Origin of the sequence: Streptomyces sp. 3211.6 (assembly GCF_003634815.1) — a bacterium.
Lineage (GTDB): Bacteria > Actinomycetota > Actinomycetes > Streptomycetales > Streptomycetaceae > Streptomyces > Streptomyces katrae_A.
Map to the genome: position 1 here is coordinate 5,066,536 of NZ_RBXC01000001.1, position 20,437 is coordinate 5,086,972.

Sequence of the window (20,437 nt, forward strand, 5' to 3'; positions counted from 1 at the left end):
CCATCCGTAGATCATTTCGCTGTTCGTGCACAGACAACCAGAAGACGGTCGGTTGATATGCCTCCCCCGGCCGGAATCTGTCAGCTGTGCCCGCGCGCCCCGCTCACGTACGGGTGAACGCGGGCCCGGTGACGTTCCGGCCCCGCCGCGGGCGCCGTTGGACCGGGCATGAAGCGCACCCGCACCACCGCCCTCACCGTCGTCGCCGCCGTCGCGGCCCTCACCCCCGTCCTCGGCCAGGCGGCCGCCACCGCCGCCGACGGCAAGGGCGACGGCAAGGGGAACCTCCCCCAGGACCCGGTCGGGAGCGGGAAGGCGTGGAGCAAGGACCAGAAGCACAAGGTGGAGGGGGAGGCCCGCTTCCACCCGGGGGTGCAGTACGAGACCGTCACCCGGCCCGGGCCCGCGGGAGCCCCGGAATGGGAGCGCAAGACCGGGGACCCGGACACGCTGGCCTGGCTGCCCTCGTACGAGTTCGCCTGGACGGTCTCCGACGTGCTGGTCAACAAGGGCCTGACCACGAAGAACGGCAGGCACCCCCTCACCCTGCACGCCGTACTGCGCGACGCGCGGCACACCGCGGTCGCGGAGGTGCACAAGGAGCTCGCCGGCCAGGCGGCGACGGGCCGTCAGAAGATCGCGGGCAACAAGCGGATCGCGTGCGACACCGGCGACTACACGGTGGAGTGGACGATCGAGCGCCCGGGCTACGCGAGGGTGGGCGGCACGCTGCGCTGGAACTCCAGCTGCGAGCAGTACCGGACGGCGTTCGCGGCGGAGCACGCGGGGAGGTAGCCGCCCGGGGATCCGGCCCCTAAGGAGGCCTGTCGCCCTGAGCGCCTTGTGGGTGCTCGTCGGGCGACGGGGCCACGGCTCCCGGATCGAGGGCCGTAGGCCATTCTGCCGTACGGGGACGGCGCGTGAGGGGGGCCGAAGGGTCCGCCGGTCCCGTCCCCTTGCGTCTTTCAGCCGTTCTTCCGGCCCGCCTCGGCCGCCTTCGCGGCGATGCCCTCCAGCACCGACTTGGCATCGCCGTTGGCGTCGACGGCGTGGCCGATGTTGCGCTTGATGGTGTCGCTGACCGTCACCCAGGACGGGTCGTTGACCGGGTAGAGCTGCGCGCCGCGCAGGGCGGTCAGGAACTGCTCGTCGTTGCGGTCGAGGCCGCCGCCCGACGGGGTGCGGGAGGCCGAGACCGTCGACGGCAGCAGGTGGTAGCGGCCCGCGAAGTCCGACAGGTTCTTGTCCTGGTAGACGTAGTCCAGGAACTTGCCGATCTCCGCCCGCTTCCCGTTCTGCTTGAACGCCATCATCCAGTCGGCCACGCCCACGGTCGGCGGGGTCTCGCCCGAGCCGAGGTTGTCCGAGACCGGCATGGGGACGGCGTTGACGGTCATGCCCTTGGCGCGGGCCTCGTGGAGCAGCGAGGGGTAGCCGTTGACCATGCCGACCTCGCCGCGCAGGAACGCGGCGAAGGCGTCGGCTCGGTTGAGCTGCGACGGCGGGGTCGGGCCGGTGAGGCCCGGGGTGACCAGCTTGTCCTTGAGCCAGCGGAAGGTCGCGATGTTCTGGTCGGAGGCCAGGCTGTAGTTGCCGCTGTTGTCGGCGTACCCGCCGCCGTTGCTCAGCTCCCAGATCATCGCCTCGGCGTGCGCCTCCTCGGGGCCCAGCGGCAGGGCGATCGGGTACTTCACGCCCTTGTCCTTGAGCGCCTTGGCGTCGGCCGTCAGATCGGACCAGGTCTTCGGTGCCGAGGTGATTCCGGCCTGCCTGAACAGGGTGTCGTTGTAGAAGAGCAGACGGCTGGACGCCACGAACGGCAGGCCGTAGAGGGTGTTGCCGACGGAGCCGGCCTCGGCGAGCGGCTGGAGGAAGTCCGCCTCCGCGCTGATGGAGAGCAGTTCATCCGCGGAATACAGCTTTCCCTGGGCCGCGAAGTCCGAGTACGAGCCCATCAGCGCCATGTCCGGCGCATTGCCGGCCTTGACCATACGGGAGACCTCGCGGTCGATGTCGGCCCAGGGCAGGAGCTGCACCTGGACCTTGATGTCCGGGTTGGCGGCGGTGAAATCCTTCGTCACCTTGTCCCAGAAAGACTTGGAGCTGGTGGCCGGCGAGTCGCCGTATTCTGCGGCCACCAGGTGCAGCGTACCGCCGCCACCTGTGCCTCCGGCGGAAGATCCGCAGGCGGACAGCGGTACGAGCAGGCCGAACACGGTCGCGGCGGCGGTCGCACCGAATATTCTTCGTCGCACGGGTGGATACCCCTGATTTTCTTTTGAGTCCGGATATTACTTATGAGTTGCTCCGGGCTGGGGTGTCCCGCCGTGGCCCGTCCTGGCCGGAATTCTCTCCTGAAGGCGGCGGAGTTGTTTCCACTGGGGCGGCACTTGTGTTCAATGCTCTAAAAAGCCTTTTCCGCATTTGTGTCTTCGAATATGCGGCAATGAAATCGGACGCGCGTAGACCTGCCGAAAAGCCCGTTTCCTTCCGGAAGCGGGCTTCTGCCGTCCGGGTGTCCCGGGCGCGAGCCTGACGCGGGTTTTCCGCCCTGCGGCCCTAGCGTGGCCGCGTGACGGGACATCGGGACGCAGGGCGGCGAGCGGCCGTCGTGCTCTGTGTGGCGGCGGCACTGCTGGGACCGGCGGACCCGGCCGGCGCGTCCGCCGGCCCGCCGGGGGCCCGCGCTCTGGTCTACGTCGCCGACCTCAACTCCGACACGCTGTCGGTCGTCGACGCCGGCACCGGCAGGGTCATGGACGCCGTTCCGGTCGGGCGCGGACCGGACAGCGCGGCCGTGAGCCCGGACGGCTCCCGCGTCTACGTCACCAACTCCGCGGCGGACACCGTGTCGGTGGTCGACGCCCGCACCAGGACGGTCGTCGCCACCGTCGCCGTCGGGGACGAACCGAGCAGGGTGACGGTCTCTCCCGACGGCCGGCGCGTCTACGTCGCCGATGTCGCGGCGGACACCGTCTCCGTGATCAGTGCCCGCACGCTCGCCGTGACGGACACCATCGCCGTGGGCGATTCCCCGCTGGGCGTGGCCGTGACACCCGACGGACGCACCCTCTACGTCGCCAACGCCGCGTCCGGCACCGTCTCGGTGGTCCGGACCGCCACCGGAAGGGTCACCGGCACCATCCGCGTCGGCGCCGGCCCGACCGCCCTGGTGCTCACCCCCGACGGCCGCAGCCTGTACGTCTCCAACCTGGCCTCGGACGACGTGTCGGTGGTCGACGTCCGCCGGGGCGTGGAAGAGGCCCGCATCCCGGTCGGGGACCAGCCCGCGGGGATCGGGGTGCGGCCGGACGGCCGCCGGGTGTACGTCGCCGACATCGGGTCGGACGACGTGTCGGTGATCAGCACCCGCGCCCGTGCCGTCATCGGGACCGTCGCGGTGGGCCGAGGCCCCAACGGCCTGGCCGTCCGCCCGGACGGCTCGCGGGTGTACGTGAGCAACTTCGACTCGGACACCCTGTCGGTCGTCGACACCTCGACGGGGCACGTGACGCGGACGGTGGGGGTGGGCGACGGGCCGACGGGCGTGGCGGTGTCCCCTCTCAAGCCCTAGTCGGCGAACTCGCCGGCGTACGGGTCGGGCTCGCCCGTCTCGGGGTTGCGGCCCTCCTGCCAGCGGCGCTGGGCCTTGCGCCAGTGCACGAAGCTGAGGTGGCCGCCGTCCCAGAAGGTGAGGCCGACGGGGCTCACGTCGAACTCGTCGGAGCACATCCGCAGCAGGAACTCGGCCATGCCGTACGGGTACACCGCGAAGGCGTCCGCGGTGTGCCGCCCGACGACGAGGACCGGCCAGCGGTCCGGGTCGGCGTCGGTGGTGAGCCAGCACAGGATGTCGGCGCCGGCGGTGACCCCCCAGGCGATGATCGACTCCGGGTCCGCGTCGAAGGCGGCCCGGCCGCCCCCGGCCTCCCAGGCCTGCCGGGCGTTGGCGGTCTCCTCGGCCATCTCGGCCGGGTCCCACTGGAGCCCCGGCTTCGGCAGGGGCAGCAGGATCCCGGCCTCGCCGTTGATGGAACCGGCGCCGAAACGACCCATGAAGGCGACGAAGTCGGAGGGGAAACGGGTGCCCCAGACGGCCTCGGCCGCCTGCCAGTCGATGTCCTCGTCGGCGCCGTGCGTCGCCGGCATGATCTGCTCAAGCGCCTTGACCCGCGCGTTCTCCGTCATGCCCGCCGCTCCCCTGACACCCCACCTCAACCGCCCCAACCTACCGCCCGGGCGCGCCGTGACCTAGGCCCTCTCTTCCGGATCTCGCCTGGCCCGCGCCGCCCGGCACCGCACCTCGCCGCCTTGGCGGCGCACCCGAGTACGTCCAGTACAAGGGCGCCCCGCCAACGCGCCGATGCACGGCACCGGACGACGCGGGCTTAACCGGCAAGATCCGAAAGAGACGACCTAGAAGACTGATGAAGATCTTGTTGAGGGGCCGTCCGGCCGTAGGCCGGGCGGCCCCTCTGGTTATGTGATGGCCGGTGCGAGGTGCCAGGTGCCGCCTGTGTGAGTGAGTCCGAGGTTGATCAGGCGGCGGAGGTTGAGGGCGGCTGCTCGGGTGTGGAGCCAGGCGTTGTTGCTGATGGTGCCCCGGTAGCGGAGTCGGCGGTTGCCGTGGTGGACGAGCCAGGCGACGGCACGTTCGACTGGTGGCCGCCAGCGGCGGTAGTCGGCCTGCCAGGCGGGGTCGGTGGCGGCCTGGCGGCGGGCCGCGGCTTGGAGATCGTGGTGGGGGCGGATGGTCAGGACGCGTCCGGCTTTGGCCTTGGTGCACTGCTCACGCAGCGGGCATCGGGTGCACACGTTCCCGAAGACGGCCCTGCGCTGGTGGTGGCGGCCGCCGGGCTCGGACAGGCCGACGGTGTGGCCTTGGGGGCAGGTCACGGTGGCGGCCGAGGTGTCGATGGCGAAGTCGTCGAGGGTGAAGCCGTCTGGGACGGCCGGCCGCAGCGGGGCGGGTTTGAGGAACAGCCGGTGTCCGGCCTCTTCGAGGGCCTGGCGGGCGTCGCCGGTGGAGTAGGCGGTGTCACCGAAGGCGTCCACCGGGGTGTCCTCCTCGGCCAGCAGTTCAAGGCCGACGGCTGCCTCGTGGTGCTCTGGCCCGGCCCCGGGCCGCAGGGCGACGGCGGTGTATAACCCGGTCTCCGGCTCGACGGCGAGGTGGGCCTTGTATCCGTCCTGCTGATGGGAGCGGGTCTTGTGGATGTGCCGGGACTCGGGGTCGACGGTGGAGATCATCCGGTCCGGGGCGGTCCCTTGGGTGATGCGCCAGCGGCCGTCACGGCCGTCGGAGTCCTCGGCCGGTTCCACGTCCTGCCCGGCGACCAGCGCGAGGATGCCGACCGCGTTCGCTGCCTTCTCGCCCAGTTCCTGCTCGGGCAGATGCCCGAGCAGTCTGACCGCGTCGCCGACGAGCGCGTCGACCAGGTTGGCTCGTGCCTGGGCATCGTTCCAGGTGATGCGGGGTTTGCCCGGGTCGGTGTAGTCGTGGGCGGTGCACTGCGCGGCGGCAGCCTCGGCGCCGCCGGGGACTTCCCGGATCACCACCCGGATGGCGCCGATGATCTGGGTGACGGTGTCCTGGGTGGCGACCGCGTCGTCCAGCACGGTGGAGTCCAGTGCCCGCCGGTGCTTGCCCCTGAGGACACCGGTGGCCTTCACGACCTCCCGCACGGCCTCGAAGGCCCGGTTCGGGCTGGTGGAGCGGGCCAGCCGGCGCCGGAAGTACGCCAGAAGCGACGGGTCGAACGCGGTGTCATGCAGTCCCAGCCCGCACGCGGCCTTCCACCGCAGGTCACACCGCAGTTCCTGGACCGTCTCGAAGTCCGACATGCCGTGCAGGGCCTGCAATGTGATCGCCGCGGCCAGAATCTGCGGCGGCATGGACGGCCGCCCGTTCGCCGACGGATACATGTCCGCGAACATCGCCGCGGGGAACAACCGGCCACGGTGCTCGGCCAGGAACGCGAACACACTCCCAGCCGGAATCAACTCCCGGCACGTCGCCCACACATCAGGTCCGACCGTCTCCCCGACCCACTCCCCTTGAACCACAACACGAGTCTGGCCCCACCGCTGACGCGGCGGGGCCAGAACCCAACATCTTCATCAGTCTTCTAGGGGGTGTTTCAGCGCTCCAGCGTGACTGTGGCGCCGGGGCGCAGCCCCCAGCGGGCCATCGCCCCGGCCTCCGCCTCCAGGACGTGGCGGGCGCGGGGGCGCAGGAGGCCGAGGCGGTTCGGGGGCATGGTGGTCACGGCGATGACGCGCAGGCGCCGGTCGAGGTGGGCGACGTCGATGGGGAAGCGCATGCGGAAGGTGTGCACGCCGGCGGCGGGGGTGAGCAGGAGGGCCCCCTCCACCCCGTCGCGCCCGAGGAGCCCCCTCGTCCGGGCGCGGTAGGAGGCGGCGATCTCGAGGGGGATCGCGGCGTCCCCGAACCGGAGGACCCCGGCGCCATCCTGATAGCCCATGGCCCCACCCTAGATTCCGTTGACCCGGCGCGGGGTGCGAACGCCCAGCCTCGCGGGGTCAGGGGCGGAGCCCCTGGGAACGGTGGAAGGGCGGGGAGGGGCGAGCCCCGCGCAGCGGTGACGAGAAGGGGTCCCAGGGCCCATCCCCGCCCGGGGGCAGGGGCCTACCGTCGGCGGATGGGCGTAGTCGTGATCATCCTCGCCGCCGCGTACGGCGCAGCCACCGGCCTCGGGCTCCCCCGCGCCGCCTACCGCCTGTCCGTGGAGCCCGGCGCCCCCTGGCGCACCCACTGCCCCCACGGGCACCCCGTCCCCGGATGGCTCGGCCGCACCCCCTGCCCCCGGGGCCGCCACGCCCCGGCCTGCGAGGGCCCCGCCGAAGCCGGCCGGGGCGGCGGCCCCGCGGGCCCGGGGCCGGGCCGCCGGCGCGGCGGCGCCGGCCCGTGGGCCCCCGCCGCCGTCTGCGCGGCCGTCTGCGCGGCGCTGGCCGCCGCCACGGGGGTCCGGCCCGAAGCGGCGGTCTTCGCCGGGCTGGCGCCGCTCCTCGTGGTGCTCGGGATGGTCGACCTCGCCGTGCACCGGCTGCCCGACGTGCTCACCCTGCCCCTCGCCGCCGCCACCCCCGCCCTGCTCGGCGTCGCCGCCCTCCTGCCGCGCGCCGCGGGCACCTGGCGGGGGGCCCTGCTCGGCGGGGCCGCGCTCGGGGCGGCGTACCTCCTGCTGTTCCTGATCAACCCCGCCGGCATGGGCCTCGGCGACGTCAAGCTCGCGCTCCCCCTGGGGGTCGCTCTTGGGTGGTACGGGTGGGGGGTATGGGCCGCCGGGGCCTTCCTCGGGCTGCTCTACGGGGCCGTATACGGCCTCGCCGCGCTGCTGACCAGCCGCGCGACCCGCAAGACGGGCTTCGCCTTCGGGCCCTTCATGGCCGCCGGAGCCCTCACCGGAGTGCTCCTGGGCGGATTCGGAGCGTAATCATTCTGCGCCGATGCACGCAGGACGCTTTACGAAGGGTTATGGTGGAACCCCCCCCTCGGGCCGGTCCGTATCCCCCCCACGGACCGGCCCGTTTTCCTTTTCCCTTCCCGCGCGGGCAAAAGTGCAGGTCAGCCGCGCTGGGCCCAGATGTTGGTGCCGGGGGTGGAGACGGCGAAGGAGTCGATCTCCTTCAGCTCCTGCTCAGACAGCGGAGCCCCGGCCAGCGCGGCCACGTTCTCCTCCAGCTGCTTCACGCTCGACGCGCCGATCAGCGCCGAGGTCATCCGGTCGTCCCGCAGCACCCAGTTCAGCGCGAGCTGGGCCAGCGACTGGCCCCGGCGGGCCGCGATGTCGCTCAGGCCGCGCAGCCGCCGCACCACGTCCTCCGACAGCAGCGCCGGGTTCAGGGACTTGCCGGCCGCGGCCCGCGAGTCCTCCGGGATGCCGTGGAGGTACTTGCCGGTCAGCAGGCCCTGCGCGAGCGGCGCGAAGGCGATGCAGCCCATGCCGGACTCCTCCAGGGTGTCCAGCAGCCCGTCCTCCTCCGTCCAGCGGTTGATCATGGAGTACGAGGGCTGGTGGATGAGCGGGCGCACGCCCATCTCCCGCAGGATCCGCACGGCCTCGGCGGTCTGCTCCGCCGTGTACGAGGAGACGCCGACGTACAGCGCCTTGCCCTGCTGGACCGCGGACGCGAGCGCGCCCATGGTCTCCTCCAGCGGGGTCTCCGGGTCGAACCGGTGCGAGTAGAAGATGTCGACGTAGTCGACGCCCATCCGCTTCAGCGAGGCGTCCAGCGACCCGAGCAGGTACTTGCGGCTGCCCCACTCGCCGTACGGGCCGGGGTGCATCAGGTAGCCGGCCTTCGTGGAGAGGACCAGCTCCTCGCGGTGGCGCGCGAAGTCCTGGGCGAAGATCTTGCCGAAGTTCAGCTCGGCGGAGCCGGGCGGCGGGCCGTAGTTGTTGGCCAGGTCGAAGTGGGTCACGCCGAGGTCGAACGCGCGGCGCAGGATCGACCGCTGGGACTCCAGGGACTTGTCGTCGCCGAAGTTGTGCCAGAGGCCGAGGGAGATGGCGGGGAGCTTGAGACCGCTGCGGCCCGTGCGCCGGTAGGGCATGGAATCGTAGCGGGAGTGGTCTGCCCGATAGGGATTGGTATCAGTCACGTTGTCCTTGCTATCACGGACTTGTGACCTACCGAGTTGGGTACCCGATCCCGCCGCGCAGTAATGTGGCGGGGACTCGGGGGAGACCGCAATTCGTACGGGGGCATTGCACGGAGGGGCTGGAAGATCGTGAAGCTGCGCGACCTGGTGTACAAGCTCTACGCACGCCGGGTGGAAGGTCGCCTCGACCATGACGCGTCGCCCAAGCACATCGGCGTCATCCTGGACGGGAACAGGCGCTGGGCCAAGGCGTCCGGAAGTTCGACGGTGCAGGGCCACCAGGCCGGCGCCGACAAGATCTCCGAGCTGCTGGGCTGGTGCACCGAGACGGACGTCGAGGTCGTCACGCTGTGGATGCTCTCCACGGACAACCTGGACCGCCCCGAGGGCGAGCTCCTCCCGCTGCTCAACATCATCGAGAACACCGTCAAGGGCCTCGCCGAAGACGGCCGCTGGCGCGTCCACCACGTGGGCAACCTGGACATCCTGCCGTCCCGGACGCAGACCGTGCTGAAGGAGGCCGAGCAGGCCACGCACGACATCGGCGGGATACTGGTCAACGTCGCCGTCGGCTACGGCGGCCGCCAGGAGATCGCCGACGCGGTCCGCTCGCTGCTGCTGGAGCACGCCGAGAAGGGCACCTCCTTCGAGGAGCTCGCCGAGGTCCTCGACATCGACCACATCGCGGAGCACCTCTACACGCGCGGCCAGCCCGACCCCGACCTGGTGATCCGCACCAGCGGCGAGCAGCGGCTGTCCGGGTTCATGCTGTGGCAGAGCGCCCACTCCGAGTACTACTTCTGCGAGGTCTTCTGGCCGGCCTTCCGCAAGGTCGACTTCCTGCGCGCCCTGCGCGACTACGCCGCCCGGCACCGCCGGTTCGGGACCTGACACCGGGAGGATCCCCGCCCCCTCCCGGGCTGCCCCCCGGGCCCCCGGCCCCCGAGGATTCCCCGGGGGCCGAAACCCCTCGGAGCCACTCCGGTCCCGCCCGTCCCCTTCGTCGAGCCTTCACCTGGGCTTCACCGAGCGTCCGTCATATGCCATGGCATGGGCGGCCCCGTTCAAGGGCATAAGCCTTGCAGGTCGATGCCCGATCCACGGGTGTCGAGTCTCAGCGGACGGCAACGGGCCGTCCGCCCGGGAGGCCCTTTGCACCAGGACGAGCGTGCGGTTCGCACGGACGGATTGGAGGGCCGGAAAGCGGCCCTGGCACAGGTGCCGTTGACCGGTCCGGTCTTCATGGCCCGACCTCTTCCGAGGGGGTACGTCCTTCCGTGGTGACCAGCACTAAGCGCCGCCTGTCCGACAGGCGGACCTACGTCCTCGACACCAGCGTCCTGCTGGCAGACCCCAACGCGATCACCCGTTTCGACGAGCACGAGGTCGTGCTCCCGATCGTGGTGATCACCGAGCTGGAGGCGAAGAGGCACCACCCCGAGCTCGGCTACTTCGCCCGTCAGGCCCTGCGCCTGCTCGACGACTTCCGGGTCCGCCACGGCCGCCTCGACGCCCCCATTCCGCTGGGCGATCTGGGCGGGACCCTGCGTGTCGAGCTCAACCACTCCGATCCCGGCGTCCTGCCGGCGGGATTCCGGCTGGGGGACAACGACTCGCGCATCCTCGCGGTCGCCCGCAACCTCCAGGCCGAGGGCTACGACGTCACGGTCGTGTCCAAGGACCTCCCGCTGCGCATCAAGGCGTCCTCCGTGGGCCTGCTGGCCGAGGAGTACCGGGCGGAGCTGGCCATCACCGACGCCGGGTGGACCGGCATGAGCGAACTCGCGCTCTCCGGGGAGCAGGTCGACCTCCTCTACTCCGAGGAGCGGCTCTACGTCCCGGAGGCCGCCGAACTGCCGGTGCACACCGGTCTGATCCTCCAGTCCGAGCGCGGCAAGGCCCTGGGCCGGGTCACCGCCGACGGCAACGTCCGGCTGGTGCGGGGCGACCGCGACGCCTTCGGGCTGCACGGCCGCAGCGCCGAGCAGCGCATCGCACTGGACCTGCTGCTCGACCCGGAGATCGGGATCATCTCGATGGGCGGCCGGGCCGGCACCGGAAAGTCGGCGCTGGCGCTGTGCGCGGGCCTGGAGGCGGTCCTGGAGCGCCGCCAGCACCAGAAGGTGATGGTCTTCCGGCCGCTGTACGCGGTGGGCGGCCAGGAGCTCGGCTACCTGCCCGGGGACCAGTCCGAGAAGATGAGCCCCTGGGCCCAGGCGGTGTTCGACACCCTTTCCTCGGTCGCCGGGCGCGAGGTCATCGAAGAGGTACTGAACCGCGGGATGCTGGAGGTCCTGCCGCTCACGCACATCCGCGGCCGCTCGCTGCACGACGCCTTCGTGATCGTGGACGAGGCCCAGTCCCTGGAGCGCAACGTCCTGTTGACCGTTCTGTCCCGTATCGGCGCCAATTCGCGGGTGGTTCTGACCCATGACGTGGCCCAGCGGGACAATCTCCGGGTCGGCCGGTACGACGGAGTGGTCGCCGTCGTTGAGAAGCTGAAGGGGCATCCGCTCTTCGCCCACGTCACGCTCACCCGCTCCGAGCGCTCCCCGATCGCCGCACTCGTCACGGAGATGCTCGAAACGCTCTGATCACCCAAATCCCCCATAGGGGGACGTCGAGTTGACGCCGTCCGGCAAAGGCGCAGGAGCCTAGCCGGACGGCGTCGTTCCGCACAGGGCTTTGACCAAAACAGCGGCGTCCTGCCTGATGTGACCTTTAACACGCAACGCGGAATTGCCTTGCGGCGTCGAGGTCCGGCAGAGTCTGTTTTCCGTCAGGCCCCGCATACGGCACTCCTGTATCTCCTGTTGGGGATACGCGCAGCACCACAACTCCACAGCCGTTGACCGTATGCCGCCCGGTTTCACGCGGCAGCTCCCGCAGGGGAGTTGTCCTCGGGCCCGTGTCTCCAGTGACCAGAACACCACGGAGTCCAGTGTCGAAGGGGCACTCTTGCGCCCGCGCGGTCACTGCGGACGCTGCTGGAAGGACACCGTGTGAGCCGGATCTCGGTCCGGGGGTTCGCAGTGGCTTCGGCCACCGCGGTCACCACCGTCGGCGCAGTCGTCGGCGTCGCCACTGGCGATGCCGCCACCTCGAACGACCTCGAGACGACCGCGTCCGGAGCGACTCTCCTCACTGACGTTCCGGTCGGCGAGCAGGCCCAGGTCCAGAGCGGGTCCCTGGCCCAGCAGGCCGACGCCATCGCCCACGCCGCCGACGCCGACGCCAAGCGCTCGGCGGAGGAGGCCGCCCGCATCCAGGCCGCCGAGGACGCCAAGTCCAAGAAGGCGGACGCGCAGAAGGCGGAGCAGGAGAAGAAGGACGCGGACGCCAAGAAGCTCAAGGACGAGCGCGACGCCGCGGAGGGCATCGCCAGCCGCTCGGCCACGCGCGACGCGGGCGACTTCCCGGTCCAGGGCTCCTACACGGTCGCCCAGGTCAAGGACATCGCCCGGCAGCTGGTCCCGTCGGGCCAGTTCCAGTGCTTCTCCAACATCATCAACGAGGAATCCACCTGGAACTACCAGGCCGTGAACTCCTCGTCGGGCGCCTACGGCCTGGTCCAGGCGCTCCCCGGCTCGAAGATGGCCTCGGCCGGTTCGGACTGGCGCACCAACCCGGCCACCCAGATCAAGTGGGGCCTGGGCTACATGAACGAGCGCTACGGCAGCCCGTGCAGCGCCTGGAGCTTCCACCAGGCCAACGGCTGGTACTAGAGGCCCGGCGGACACCGCCCGCGCACAACCCGGGGGAACCCCACACCGTCCTACGGTGTGGGGTTCCTCGCGTGTACGGTCGTGCGAGGCGTGACCGCGGGGCGGGGGAAGGGAACGACATGGCGAAGATGACGGGCTGGCTCGGCCGGCTCGGCAGAGGGCTGAGCCGGATGGAGGCGCGCCTGGACGAGCGGAGGGCCGAGGTCGAGGCGGAGGCCGAGGCCGACGTGGAGCCGCTGCCCCTCCCGGCCGCGGCCGCCCCCGGGGCGCCGGCCCCGGCCGGCCCCGAGGAACCCCCGCCGCCCGTCCGGCCCGACCCGGTGGCCGTCATCCCCTGGGGGGTGCGCGTCGCCGCCGAGGCCAGCTGGCGGCTGCTGCTGCTCGCCGGGATGGTCTGGGTGCTGATGAAGGTGATCAGCGAGGTGCGTCTGGTCGTCCTCGCCTTCGCCGCCGCCCTCCTCGTCACCGCGCTGCTCCAGCCGTTCGTGGTCCGGCTGCGCCGGATCGGGCTGCCGCGGGGCCTGGCCACGGCCGTCACCGCGATCCTCGGTTTCGTCGTCATCGGGCTGGTCGGCTGGTTCGTGGTCTGGCAGGTCATGGAGAACCTCGACGACCTCTCCAACCGGCTGCGCGAGGGCATCAACGAGCTCAAGAGCTGGGCACTGGACAGTCCGTTCCACGTGACCGAGAAGCAGATCAACGACATCGCGAAGAACCTCAGCGAGACCATCGGCACCAACACCGAGCAGATCACCTCCGCCGGCCTGCAGGGCGTGACGGTGCTCGTCGAGGTGCTGACGGGCATGCTGCTCGCGATGTTCTCGACGCTGTTCCTGCTCTACGACGGCCAGAAGATCTGGAGCTGGGTCCTCGGCCTGGTCCCGTCCGCCGCCCGCCCCGGCGTCGCCGGAGCCGGCCCGCGCGCCTGGCGCACCCTGACCGCGTACGTGCGCGGCACGGTGCTGGTCGCCCTGATCGACGCCGTGTTCATCGGCCTCGGCATCTACTTCCTCAAGGTGCCGATGGCGGTCCCGCTCGCCGTGTTCATCTTCCTCTTCGCCTTCATCCCGCTCGTCGGCGCGGTGGTGTCCGGCGCCCTGGCGGTGGTCGTGGCCCTGGTGACCCAGGGGCCGTTCGCCGCCCTGATGGTGCTGCTGGTCGTGCTGGCCGTCCAGCAGATCGAGGGGCACGTGCTCCAGCCCTTCATCCTGGGCCGGGCCGTACGGGTGCACCCGCTCGCGGTGGTGCTGTCGGTCGCCGCCGGCGGGATGATCGCCGGCATCGGCGGCGCGGTCGTCGCCGTGCCGCTGGTCGCCGTCACCAACACCGTGGTCGTCTACCTGCGCGCCTACTCGCGCGAGCGGCGCCTGGCACCCCCCTCCCCGACCGGGCCCGCGCCGCACGGGGCCACCGCCGTACAGGCCGCCGAGCGGGAGGGCCGGGGATGATCAGCGAGCCCGAGATCGAGGGCGAGTGGTCCTCACAGCAGCCCGAGCACTCCGCCGCCGACGGCGCCGCCGCCGCGGCGGGGCCCGACCGGGCCTTACGGGCGGCGCACTGGCGCTGGGCGCTGGGCGGGGCGCTCGTGGCCTGCGCGGTGTTCGCGGGGGGCCTGGTCGTGCAGGAACGTTACGGCGAGAGCGGGCCGCCGATCCGCTACCGGCACAGCGAGCAACTGTGCGCGGAGACCCCGCTGAAGGCCGTCGGGGCGGTCCTCGGCGGCCTGGGCGGCGGTGTGCCGAAGCACGGGGAGACCCCCGCCCTGGACTGGTCGAGCTGCTTCGCAGACGGGAGCAAGGAGGGCCAGCCCTTCATGTCCAACGCCCAGCTCATGGTCGAGCTGCACAAGAAGACCGACCCGGGGCCGGAGTTCGGCGTGGTCCCGGAACTGGCGCTGTACGCGATGCCCCTGGCGACCGAGCAGGTGTCCGGGCTGGGCGAGCGGGCGTTCTTCTCCGGTGCAGCGCAGTCGCCCCGGCTCCAGGTGCTCGACGGCGGGACGGTGGTCACCCTCACCGTCGCCTGGTGGACCAGGGGCGCCGCCGACGCCGGGGACAAGGTCGACGAGGACGCGGTCAAGGCGGCGATGGTCGAGGACGTCCGCGGCCTGCTGGCCCGGCTGCGGCAGTAGCCGGGAACGCGCCGCGCCCCGCGGCCGCAAGGGCCGCGGGGCGCGGGGGAGTACGAGGTCCACTCGTACGGGTGAGGCTGCGACCGCCGGCTACTCGGCGGCCAGGGCCGCTTCGGCGTCGAGGGTGACGGCGACGGCCTGGATCACCGAGGCGATCTTGAAGGCCTCCTGGACCGTCTCGCGGTCCACGCCCGCCTTGCGCAGGACCTGCTCGTGCGAGTCCAGGCACTGGCCGCAGCCGTTGATGGCGGAGACCGCGAGCGACCAGAGCTCGAAGTCCACCTTCTCCACGCCCGGGTTGCCGATGACGTTCATCCGCAGGCCCGCGCGCAGCGTGCCGTACTCCGGGTCGGAGAGCAGGTGCCGGGTCCGGTAGAAGACGTTGTTCATCGCCATGACCGCCGCGGCGGACTTGGCGGCGTTGTACGCCTCCGGGGACAGCGCGGCCTTGGCCTCGGGCTCCAGCTCACGCAGGACGCGCGGGGAGCGGGCGGCGATCGCGCAGGACAGGACGGTGCCCCACAGCTGCTGCTGGGTGAGGGTGTCCTGGTTGCCGATGACCGAACCGAGGTTCAGCTTCAGGTCCTTGGCGAAGTCCGGTATGGCGGACTTGAGGGAGTCGAGGGACATCCGTCACTCACCGGCCAGCAGGGCGCCGGCGTTCAGGGTGTCCTCGCCCTTGTTCCAGTTGCAGGGGCACAGCTCGTCGGTCTGCAGGGCGTCGAGGACCCGCAGGACCTCCTTGGGGTTACGGCCCACGGAACCGGCGGTCACCATCGAGAACTGGATCTCGTTGTTCGGGTCCACGATGAAGACGGCGCGCTGGGCGAAGCCGTCCTCGCCCTGGATGCCGCAGGCCTGCATCAGCTCGTGCTTGGAGTCGGCCAGCATCGGGAAGGGCAGGTCGCGCAGGTCGGCGTGGTCCTTGCGCCAGGCGTGGTGGACGTACTCGGAGTCGCCGGAGACGCCGAGGATCTGGGCGTCGCGGTCGAGGAACTCGTCGTTCAGCTTGCCGAACGCGGCGATCTCGGTGGGGCACACGAAGGTGAAGTCAGCAGGCCAGAAGAAGACGACGCGCCACTTGCCCTCGTAGGTCTTCTGGTCGATCTGCGCGAACTCCTTGCCGGCTTCGAGCGAGACGCAGGCGGTCAGGTCGTAGCTGGGGAACTTGTCACCGACAGTGAGCACGAACTCTCCTTGCGGAATGGAAAGTGACCCTTTTGGGGGCTTTCCGAGGGGGTTGGACTGATCTCACATGCTGGCACAGCTGCATTGATTAGGGAAATAGCTAGTCTTGTTGTGGGTGATCGGAGGTACCTATCAGTGGCTGTGAGTAGTAGAGGACAGAAGCAACCGACGCTGGCGCAGCTGCGCGCCTTCGCGGCGGTCGCCGAGCACCTGCACTTCCGGGACGCCGCCGCGGCGATCGGCATGAGCCAGCCCGCGCTCTCCGGGGCCGTCTCCGCGCTGGAGGAGGCCCTCGGGGTGCAGCTGCTGGAACGCACCACCCGCAAGGTGCTGCTCTCCCCGGCGGGCGAGCGGATCGCGGTCCGGGCGCGGGGCGTGCTCGACGCGCTGGGCGGGCTGCTGGAGGAGGCCGAGGCCGTACGGGCCCCGTTCACCGGGGTGCTGAGGCTCGGGGTGATCCCCACCGTCGCCCCGTACCTGCTGCCGACCGTGCTCGGGCTCTTCCACCGGCGCTACCCCCGGATGGACCTCCAGGTCCACGAGGAGCAGACGGCCTCCCTGCTGGAGGGGCTGGCCGCCGGACGGCTGGACCTGCTGCTGCTCGCGGTACCGCTGGGCGTACCCGGCGTGTGCGAACTCCCCCTCTTCGACGAGGACTTCGTACTGCTCGCCCCCCGCGACCACCCGCTGGCCGGGCGCCGGGACATCCCGCGCGAGGAACTGCGGGGCCTGCAACTGCTGCTGCTGGACGAGGGGCACTGCCTGCGCGACCAGGCCCTGGACATCTGCCGTGAGGCCGGACGCACCGCCGGCGCGGACGTCACCACCACCGCCGCCGGACTGTCCACGCTGGTCCAGCTGGTCGCCGGCGGCCTCGGGGTGACCCTGCTGCCGCGCACCGCGCTGCGGCTGGAGACGGCCCGCAACGAGGCCCTGGCCACCGGCTACTTCGCCGAGCCGGCCCCCTCGCGGCGGATCGCCCTGGCCATGCGGACCGGGACCGCCCGGCAGGAGGAGTTCCGGGCCATCGCGGGCGCCCTGCGCGAAGCGGTGCGCCCGCTCCCGGTGTGGCCCACCGACTGAGGGGCCTTCCGGGAACGGGCGCAGGGGGCCCGGGGGTCACTCCGTCCGCAGGCCGTCCGGGCGCATCAGGCGCAGCAGGGGCGGCAGGCTCAGCAGGGTGACCGCCGCGACCACGCCCGCCCCGGCTCCGGCCAGGGCCAGGACGGAGGCCCAGTCGACCCGCACCGGCCGGCCGGTGACCCACAGCAGGGTGGACCCCAGGGCGAGGCCCGCGCCGGTCGCCAGTGACAGCCCGAGCCCGATCGGCAGCGCCGTCTGCCACAGCACGGACAGGCCCAGGGTCCGGCGCGGCGTGCCGAAGGCCACCAGGGCGGCCAGCAGCCTCCGGCGCTCGCGCAGTTGCTCCAGCTGCGCCACCAGCAGGCTCGTGCCGATGACCACGAGCAGGCCCGCCGCGCCGAAGAACAGCCCGGTCCGGATCGTCGTGTACGAGGAGTTCTCGGAGGTCTTGCGCAGGGGCGTCACCGTGGCGAACGGCTCCGCCTTGAACACCGCCGTGCGGATCGCGTCGAGGGCGTCGGGCCGGGACTCGTCGGCCTGCACGAAGACGTGGGCGCCCGGCCAGCTGCCCAGGTTCTTCGGCGCGGCCGACGGGGTGACCAGCAGCCCGTCCCGCAGGGCCCCGAACGGGTCCACGACGGGGCGCACCGTACGGGCGCCCGCGGGCACGGTCCACTCGACGGGTTTCTCGGCGGCCAGTTCCCGCATGCCGTAGCTCGTGATGTTGCCGGCGTACAGCCGCTCCCCGGGTGCGGGGGTGAGCGGCTCCCCGGTGGGGGAGATCCCGCCGCCGGAGAGGGCGAAGGCGTCGCCCTCGGCGCAGTCCCCGAGCTCGGCGACCTCCCGCAGGGCCTCGCAGGTGCCGACGGTGACCCGTACGCTCTGACCGTCGGCCGGGATGGCCCGCGCCGCCTGGACGTCGGTCAGTGCGACGGCCCTGACGACCCCCGGCGCCGCGGCGAGTTCCCCGGCGAGGGCGTCGACGCGGGACTCCGTGCCCATGTGCATCAGGACCGACACGGTCGCGCGGCCGGGGTCCTGGCCGGTGGGCCGCTCGTAGTCCTCCTCGACGCCGGTGAAGACCATCTGGAGGGCGATGGCCCCGGCCACCGCGACCGCGATCCCGTTGACCATGCGGGCGGCGCCGCCGCTGTCGACCTGGAGCCGCCGGACGGCCAGCTGCCAGGAGGCCGGTCCGCCCGAGAGCCGTCCGACGGTCCGCTCCAGCAGCCACGGCAGCAGCACGGTGACGGCGACCAGCAACAGCACCACCCCACCGCCGACCTGCCAGCGGTTGAAGTCGCGGTGCTCGTCGTCCTGTCCGCCCAGCGGCACGAGCAGACCCAGCCCGGCGAGCGGCAGCAGCAGCCGCCACCACACGCGGCGCCGGCGCGGCGCGGCCGTCCGGGCGACGCCCAGCGGCTCGATGACCACCCGCCGCAGGGCGAACACGGTGACGGCCACGGCCGCCGCCGGCACCGCCAGCGCCACCAGCAGGGCCAGCCACGGCGAGGGGTCCAGGTCGTGCGGGAAGACGCTGCGCTGCCGGAAGGAGAGGGACTCCGCCAGGGCGCGGCCGACGAGGAAGAAGCCCGCACCCAGCACCAGCCCGGTCAGCGCTCCCGACAGGGCCTCGCAGGCCGCGATGCGGCGCACCGTACGGCTGTCGGCGCCCACCAGGCGCAGCGCGGCGAGCCGCTGGTCGCGCCGCTCCCCGCCGAAGCGGACGGCGGCGGCGACGAAGACGGCGACGGGTGTCAGCAGTGCGACGAAGGCCAGGACGACCAGCAGCATCAGCACCGGGTCGAGGCCGCGCGGCTCCGGTTCGCCCGCGAAGGCGGTGATCCGCTGGATCCGGTGCTCACCCGGTCCGATGGCCGGCAGGGTGGAGTCGCCCAGGTAGAAGAGGAGTTCGGCCGGGCCGGTCAGGCCGCGGTCGGCGACGGTCCCGGTGATCTCGGCGCCCAGGCGCTCGCGCAGCCCCGCCCCTTCCGGGGAGGCCAGCAGCTGCTTCAGGGCGGGGGAGACCACCATCTCGCCGGCCTTCGGGACGCTCTGAAGCCCCGGCGGCACTGGCGCGTCGGGGCCTTCCGCGCGCAGCACCCGGCCGCCGATCTTCAGGTGGCGGTAGGTCTGGTCGATGCGGGCGATCAGCAGCGTGTCCCGGCCGGGCGCGGCGGCCTCGGTGGCGCCCAGCAGGGAACGGGCGTCCTCGCGTTCGTGCCGGGCGGTCAGCGCCCCCGGTACCGCCGTGCTGATCAGCAGCAGTGCGACGCCGAGGCCGACGCCGACACCGGTGAGCAGGGTGCGGGTCCACCCCTGGCGTCCGCCGCCGAAGGCGAAGCGTGCCCCGAGGGCCAGGTCCCGGGCCCAGGCCCGGAGCGTGCTCATAGGGCGCGCTCCATGTCCCGGGTGCGGCCGTCACGCACGACGATCTCCCGGTCGGAGTAGGCGGCCACCCGGGTCTCGTGGGTGACCAGGACGACGGCGGCGCTCGCCGCCCGGGCGGCCTCGGTGAGCAGCTGCATCACGAGTTCGCCGTTGAGGGAGTCCAGGGCGCCGGTGGGCTCGTCCGCGAAGACCACCCGGGGCCGGGTGACCAGCGCGCGGGCCACGGCCACGCGCTGGCCCTGGCCGCCGCTGACCTCGCCGGGGCGCTTGGCGCCGGTGTCCTCGACCTGGAGCCGCTCCATCCAGCCCAGGGCGGTGGCCTCGGCCTCCTTGCGCCTGACCCCGGCCAGGCGCAGCGGCAGCGCGACGTTCTCCACGCAGGTCAGCTCGGGGACGAGCTGACCGAACTGGAAGACGAAGCCGAACTGGCTGCGCCGCAGGGCGCTGCGCTCGGCGTCGCCCAGGGCGGTGAGCTCGCGGCCGTCGTAGGTGACGCTGCCGGAGTCGGGCGCGACGATCCCGGCGAGGCAGTGCAGGAGCGTGGACTTGCCGGAGCCGGAGGGGCCCATGACGGCGACGACCTCGCCGGGGTGGATGGAGAACTCGGCGCCGTCGAGGGCCCTGGTGGTGCCGTAGGCCTTGTGCAGGCCGGTGGCGACGAGGAGGGAGCCGGCGGGGGCCGTCATCGGCGCACCTCCCGGGCGAGCTGGTCCAGGCGGGCGGAGGTGAGTTCGAGCCAGCGCAGGTCGGCCTCCAGGTGGAACAGGGCGTGGTCGCAGACCAGCTGGTCGGCGAGGTCGCCCTTGCGCTTGCGCTGGGTCAGGATGCGCATCAGGCGCAGGTGTTCGGCGCGCTGGGTGTCGAGCAGACCGTTCGCGCTGCGGCCGGTGAGCAGCGCGAGGACCACCTTCGTGTAGAGGGTGGAGTGGAGGTAGGGCTCCGGCTTCTCCGGCTGGGAGAGCCACTGCGCGACGTCGGTGATCCCGGCGTCGGTGATGGCGTAGCGCTTGCGGTCGGGGCCGCCGCCGCTCTCGATCCCGTCGACCTCGACGAGGCCGTTCTTCAGCAGGCGGGACATGGTCGAGTAGACCTGCCCGTAGGCGAGCGGCCGGTCGTGGCCGAAGTTCTCGTCGAAGGCGCGCTTGAGGTCGTAGCCGTGGCGCGGGCCGGCCTCCAGGAGGCCGAGCAGGGTGTGGCCGATGGACATGGCGGCGACTATACACGGGGTGTATACGCACGGTGTATAGAAGGCGGTCGGCGGATTTTCCCGCGGCGGGTGGCGCCGGCGGGCAG

General features: G+C 71.9%; 19 protein-coding genes. 9 read left to right on the plus strand and 10 right to left on the minus strand.

Translation table 11 applies throughout. The annotated features are described in order from the left end of the window. Positions 1 to 168 precede the first annotated feature (168 nt). Positions 169 to 795, plus strand: coding sequence for a hypothetical protein (locus tag BX286_RS23580; RefSeq protein ID WP_121016253.1), 627 nt, complete (start codon positions 169 to 171; stop codon positions 793 to 795). 170 nt (positions 796 to 965) lie between these two features. Here the strand turns inward: BX286_RS23580 and BX286_RS23585 are convergent, their stop codons facing one another. Next, positions 966 to 2,195 carry an extracellular solute-binding protein gene (locus BX286_RS23585; RefSeq protein WP_079431929.1) on the minus strand — a complete coding sequence of 410 codons (1,230 nt, stop codon included), beginning with the start codon at positions 2,193 to 2,195 and terminating at the stop codon, positions 966 to 968. A 377-nt stretch (positions 2,196 to 2,572) separates the two neighbouring features. Between BX286_RS23585 and BX286_RS23590 the strand changes: the two genes are divergently transcribed. Continuing rightward, entirely contained in the window at positions 2,573 to 3,574 is a 1,002-nt protein-coding gene (locus tag BX286_RS23590; RefSeq protein WP_121016254.1) for a beta-propeller fold lactonase family protein, read from the plus strand. On the opposite strand, the gene BX286_RS23595 is transcribed toward BX286_RS23590, so the two are convergent. From BX286_RS23595 to BX286_RS23605, 3 genes are all read right to left on the minus strand, one after another. Further along, complete coding sequence (locus BX286_RS23595; protein ID WP_079429547.1) at positions 3,571 to 4,188, minus strand: SMI1/KNR4 family protein; 618 nt, start codon at positions 4,186 to 4,188, stop codon at positions 3,571 to 3,573. The genes BX286_RS23590 and BX286_RS23595 overlap by 4 nt on opposite strands. 291 nt (positions 4,189 to 4,479) lie before the next feature. Continuing rightward, positions 4,480 to 6,024 (minus strand): IS1182 family transposase, encoded by a 1,545-nt coding sequence (locus tag BX286_RS23600; protein ID WP_079423731.1) that lies wholly within the window; start codon positions 6,022 to 6,024, stop codon positions 4,480 to 4,482. Between the two features lie 116 nt (positions 6,025 to 6,140). After that, complete coding sequence (locus tag BX286_RS23605) at positions 6,141 to 6,485, minus strand: DUF192 domain-containing protein (RefSeq protein ID WP_121016256.1); 345 nt, start codon at positions 6,483 to 6,485, stop codon at positions 6,141 to 6,143. A gap of 177 nt (positions 6,486 to 6,662) precedes the next feature. Between BX286_RS23605 and BX286_RS23610 the strand changes: the two genes are divergently transcribed. After that, a complete protein-coding gene (locus BX286_RS23610; protein ID WP_079429549.1) occupies positions 6,663 to 7,457 on the plus strand; it encodes an A24 family peptidase in 795 nt (264 codons plus the stop codon). 131 nt (positions 7,458 to 7,588) lie between these two features. Here BX286_RS23610 and mgrA read toward each other — a convergent pair whose 3' ends face one another. Further along, positions 7,589 to 8,626 carry an L-glyceraldehyde 3-phosphate reductase gene (gene mgrA / locus BX286_RS23615; RefSeq protein WP_079429550.1) on the minus strand — a complete coding sequence of 346 codons (1,038 nt, stop codon included), beginning with the start codon at positions 8,624 to 8,626 and terminating at the stop codon, positions 7,589 to 7,591. A 129-nt stretch (positions 8,627 to 8,755) separates the two neighbouring features. Here mgrA and BX286_RS23620 point away from each other — a divergent pair, with 129 nt between their 5' ends. The 5 genes from BX286_RS23620 (at position 8,756) to BX286_RS23640 (ending at position 14,482) form a co-directional block, all read left to right on the plus strand. Next, positions 8,756 to 9,517, plus strand: a complete 762-nt coding sequence (locus BX286_RS23620) for an isoprenyl transferase (protein ID WP_079429551.1) — start codon at positions 8,756 to 8,758, stop codon at positions 9,515 to 9,517. Between the two features lie 386 nt (positions 9,518 to 9,903). Then, positions 9,904 to 11,220, plus strand: a complete 1,317-nt coding sequence (locus BX286_RS23625; RefSeq protein ID WP_079429552.1) for a PhoH family protein — start codon at positions 9,904 to 9,906, stop codon at positions 11,218 to 11,220. Positions 11,221 to 11,628: 408 nt separating this feature from the next. Next, complete coding sequence (locus BX286_RS23630) at positions 11,629 to 12,351, plus strand: transglycosylase SLT domain-containing protein (RefSeq protein ID WP_079429553.1); 723 nt, start codon at positions 11,629 to 11,631, stop codon at positions 12,349 to 12,351. Positions 12,352 to 12,470: 119 nt separating this feature from the next. Further along, the gene (locus BX286_RS23635; protein ID WP_079429554.1) at positions 12,471 to 13,799 is read left to right on the plus strand and encodes an AI-2E family transporter; all 1,329 of its coding nucleotides are present in this window, start codon (positions 12,471 to 12,473) and stop codon (positions 13,797 to 13,799) included. Continuing rightward, on the plus strand, positions 13,796 to 14,482 hold the full coding sequence (locus tag BX286_RS23640; protein WP_079429555.1) for a hypothetical protein: 687 nt from the start codon (positions 13,796 to 13,798) through the stop codon (positions 14,480 to 14,482). Before BX286_RS23635 ends, BX286_RS23640 begins: the two co-directional genes overlap by 4 nt. A 90-nt stretch (positions 14,483 to 14,572) precedes the next feature. Here the strand turns inward: BX286_RS23640 and BX286_RS23645 are convergent, their stop codons facing one another. Together BX286_RS23645 and BX286_RS23650 are read right to left on the minus strand one after the other, a co-directional pair. Further along, on the minus strand, positions 14,573 to 15,112 hold the full coding sequence (locus BX286_RS23645; protein ID WP_079429556.1) for an alkyl hydroperoxide reductase: 540 nt from the start codon (positions 15,110 to 15,112) through the stop codon (positions 14,573 to 14,575). Positions 15,113 to 15,115: 3 nt separating this feature from the next. Further along, entirely contained in the window at positions 15,116 to 15,670 is a 555-nt protein-coding gene (locus tag BX286_RS23650) for a peroxiredoxin (RefSeq protein WP_079429557.1), read from the minus strand. 135 nt (positions 15,671 to 15,805) lie between these two features. On the opposite strand from BX286_RS23650, the gene BX286_RS23655 reads away from it, so the two are divergent. After that, positions 15,806 to 16,753: a hydrogen peroxide-inducible genes activator gene (locus BX286_RS23655; RefSeq protein ID WP_079429558.1), complete on the plus strand. Its 948-nt coding sequence runs from the start codon at positions 15,806 to 15,808 to the stop codon at positions 16,751 to 16,753. Positions 16,754 to 16,789: 36 nt separating this feature from the next. On the opposite strand, the gene BX286_RS23660 is transcribed toward BX286_RS23655, so the two are convergent. Genes BX286_RS23660 through BX286_RS23670 form a run of 3 tightly spaced genes read right to left on the minus strand, consistent with a single transcriptional unit; the run spans position 16,790 to position 20,351 of the window. Further along, positions 16,790 to 19,144, minus strand: a complete 2,355-nt coding sequence (locus tag BX286_RS23660; RefSeq protein ID WP_121016257.1) for an ABC transporter permease — start codon at positions 19,142 to 19,144, stop codon at positions 16,790 to 16,792. Then, positions 19,141 to 19,830, minus strand: a complete 690-nt coding sequence (locus BX286_RS23665) for an ABC transporter ATP-binding protein (protein ID WP_079429560.1) — start codon at positions 19,828 to 19,830, stop codon at positions 19,141 to 19,143. Before BX286_RS23665 ends, BX286_RS23660 begins: the two co-directional genes overlap by 4 nt. Further along, a complete protein-coding gene (locus BX286_RS23670; RefSeq protein WP_079429561.1) occupies positions 19,827 to 20,351 on the minus strand; it encodes a PadR family transcriptional regulator in 525 nt (174 codons plus the stop codon). The genes BX286_RS23665 and BX286_RS23670 overlap by 4 nt, the downstream gene beginning before the upstream one ends. Positions 20,352 to 20,437 lie beyond the last annotated feature (86 nt).

Bases quoted from the DNA above. Each gene is read 5' to 3' on its own strand.
- BX286_RS23645 (WP_079429556.1), bottom strand. From the start codon at position 15,112: ATGTCCCTCGACTCCCTCAAGTCCGCCATACCGGACTTCGCCAAGGAC.
- BX286_RS23610 (WP_079429549.1), top strand. From the start codon at position 6,663: ATGGGCGTAGTCGTGATCATCCTCGCCGCCGCGTACGGCGCAGCCACC.
- BX286_RS23635 (WP_079429554.1), top strand. From the start codon at position 12,471: ATGGCGAAGATGACGGGCTGGCTCGGCCGGCTCGGCAGAGGGCTGAGC.
- BX286_RS23670 (WP_079429561.1), bottom strand. From the start codon at position 20,351: ATGTCCATCGGCCACACCCTGCTCGGCCTCCTGGAGGCCGGCCCGCGC.
- BX286_RS23580 (WP_121016253.1), top strand. From the start codon at position 169: ATGAAGCGCACCCGCACCACCGCCCTCACCGTCGTCGCCGCCGTCGCG.
- BX286_RS23605 (WP_121016256.1), bottom strand. From the start codon at position 6,485: ATGGGCTATCAGGATGGCGCCGGGGTCCTCCGGTTCGGGGACGCCGCG.
- BX286_RS23640 (WP_079429555.1), top strand. From the start codon at position 13,796: ATGATCAGCGAGCCCGAGATCGAGGGCGAGTGGTCCTCACAGCAGCCC.
- BX286_RS23660 (WP_121016257.1), bottom strand. From the start codon at position 19,144: ATGAGCACGCTCCGGGCCTGGGCCCGGGACCTGGCCCTCGGGGCACGC.
- BX286_RS23665 (WP_079429560.1), bottom strand. From the start codon at position 19,830: ATGACGGCCCCCGCCGGCTCCCTCCTCGTCGCCACCGGCCTGCACAAG.
- BX286_RS23595 (WP_079429547.1), bottom strand. From the start codon at position 4,188: ATGACGGAGAACGCGCGGGTCAAGGCGCTTGAGCAGATCATGCCGGCG.